This is a genomic window from Microvirga sp. P4_G7 (assembly GCF_056401005.1).
Window position 1 is genome coordinate 1 of record NZ_JBFUKD010000651.1, and the last position, 2,063, is coordinate 2,063.

Sequence of the window (2,063 nt, forward strand, 5' to 3'; positions counted from 1 at the left end):
GCGCTCGCCGAGGCCGTTGAGTGTGCCCTGCAGATGCCGCGCGCCGGCATCGACGGCGGCAAGGGAATTGGCGACTGCGCAACCGCAATCGTCGTGGGTATGAATGCCGAGATTAGCGCCGGGAACGACCGTCGTCACGTCGCGCACGATGGCATCGACTTCGTGCGGCAGCGTTCCTCCGTTCGTGTCGCACAACACCACCCAGCGTGCGCCCGCCTCGTACGCGGTTCGTGCACAAGTCAGCGCGTAGTCACGGTTGGCTTTGTAACCGTCGAAGAAATGCTCGCAATCGAGGATCACTTCGCGGCCCTTTTCGCACGCCGCTTTCACGCTCTCGCGGATGCCGACGATATTGTCCTCCGGGTCCGACTCGAGCGCGACGCGCACCTGAAATTCCGACGCCTTTGCGACGAACGTGATCGCATCCGCCTGCGCATCGAGCAGCGCCGCAATGCCCGGATCGTTGGAAACGGAACGGCCGGCGCGCTTGGTCATGCCGAAGGCGGTGAACTTCGCGTTCTGCGTGCGCTTCTCGGAAAAGAAGGCGGTGTCGAGCGGGTTGGCGCCTGGATATCCACCTTCCACGTAGTCGACACCGAGATTGTCGAGAAGGATCGCGATCGCGCGCTTGTCTTCGAGCGAGAAATCGACGCCGGTGGTCTGCGCGCCGTCACGCAGTGTCGTATCGAACAGATAAAGCCGCTCGCGGGTCATGATGGACGTTTCCTGTCTTCGTCGGCAGCGAATCGCTTTTCCATGGTGGTGTTCGCGAGCCACTCGTCCTCGAGCGGTACCGTGTTGCGCCGTTGTGGTTGAAAGCCACGCTGCTGAAAGAACGGCACGGCGTTGTCGCTGACGTCGGCCGTCAGGCGCTCGGCGCCGCGCGCGGTCGCCAGTTTCTCCACTGCGTCGTAAAGCAGCGAACCGACACCCTGCCCCGCTGTCGCGGGATGAACATAGAACAACTCGATATGGTCGGCGCCCTTGAGCGAGATGAAGCCGACGGGCGATCCCTCCATCGTTGCGATCAACGTCAGCCCCTGCGTCAACTTCTGCGCAAACTCTTCGTCGAGTGCCCGCGCGGCCCACGCCTCACGCTGGCTTTCGCTGTAATCGTCTGCAGCCAATTCCTCGATGCTGGCCTGAAAGATCTCCGCGAGCATGGGGACATCCGACGGCAGAAAGGGACGTAAGCCCGGTTTGGGAAGTGCCTGTCCCATCACCGGTCGATCCTGTTCGGACAGCAATCGTTCTGCATTTCCACCACGACGACAGATGCTCGCCCGCTCATCGCGCGACCTCCCAAGCCGTCGTGCCGTCCTTGTTGTCCATCAGCACCACCCCGAGGGCGACGATCTCATCCCGAAGGCGGTCGGATTCCGCCCAGTTCTTGGCAGCACGGGCAGCGACGCGCGCAGCAATCAGCGCATCGACGAGGCTCGCGTCGACATTGGCGGTCGCTTTTCTGCGGGCCTGCCATGCCTCGGTGCTTTCGGAAAGGAAGCCGAGAGCGCGCAGGTTTGCGACGAGTTCGGCATCGACACCACGGCTGTCGAGCGCATGCAATTCCGCCAGCATCTTCGGCGTGTTGAGATCGTCCGCCAGCGCCTCGATCACCGTATCGCTGAGCCGCGCATCGGGGTTCCCGCCGGCAAGAGCGTACCAGCGATCGAGCGTCTTCTCGCTTTCCYCGAGCCCCTTCACGGTCCAATCGATCGGCTGGCGGTAATGCGTGCGCAACATGTTGAAGCGCAGCACTTCACCAGGCCAATCCTTCAGCAGGTCGTGGATCGTGAAAAAGTTGCCGAGCGATTTCGACATCTTCTCGCTTTCCACCTGCAGGAAGCCGTTATGCATCCAGACATTGGCCATCCGAGACATGTCGAACGCGCAGCACGATTGTGCAATTTCGTTCTCGTGGTGCGGGAAGACGAGGTCGATCCCGCCGCCATGAATGTCGAACGTCTCTCGCTCGGTCGGATCCTTGCACGTGACGCGTGTCTCGAAAGCCTGGATCAGATGCTTCCAGGCCATCGCGGAGCATTCGATGTGCCATCCCGGAC

2 protein-coding genes and 1 pseudogene are annotated in these 2,063 nt (G+C 62.0%); all 3 read right to left on the bottom strand.

The annotated features are described in order from the left end of the window. Positions 1–714, bottom strand: a pseudogene (locus AC1DT3_RS19105) (citramalate synthase); the annotation flags it as partial. Next, positions 711–1,220 (bottom strand): GNAT family N-acetyltransferase, encoded by a 510-nt coding sequence (locus tag AC1DT3_RS19110; RefSeq protein ID WP_477466798.1) that lies wholly within the window; start codon positions 1,218–1,220, stop codon positions 711–713. The pseudogene AC1DT3_RS19105 and the gene AC1DT3_RS19110, both read right to left, overlap by 4 nt. Positions 1,221–1,287: 67 nt before the next feature. Continuing rightward, a partial coding sequence (locus tag AC1DT3_RS19115; RefSeq protein WP_477466799.1) for a CysS/YqeB C-terminal domain-containing protein occupies positions 1,288–2,063 on the bottom strand: 776 nt, incomplete at its 5' end.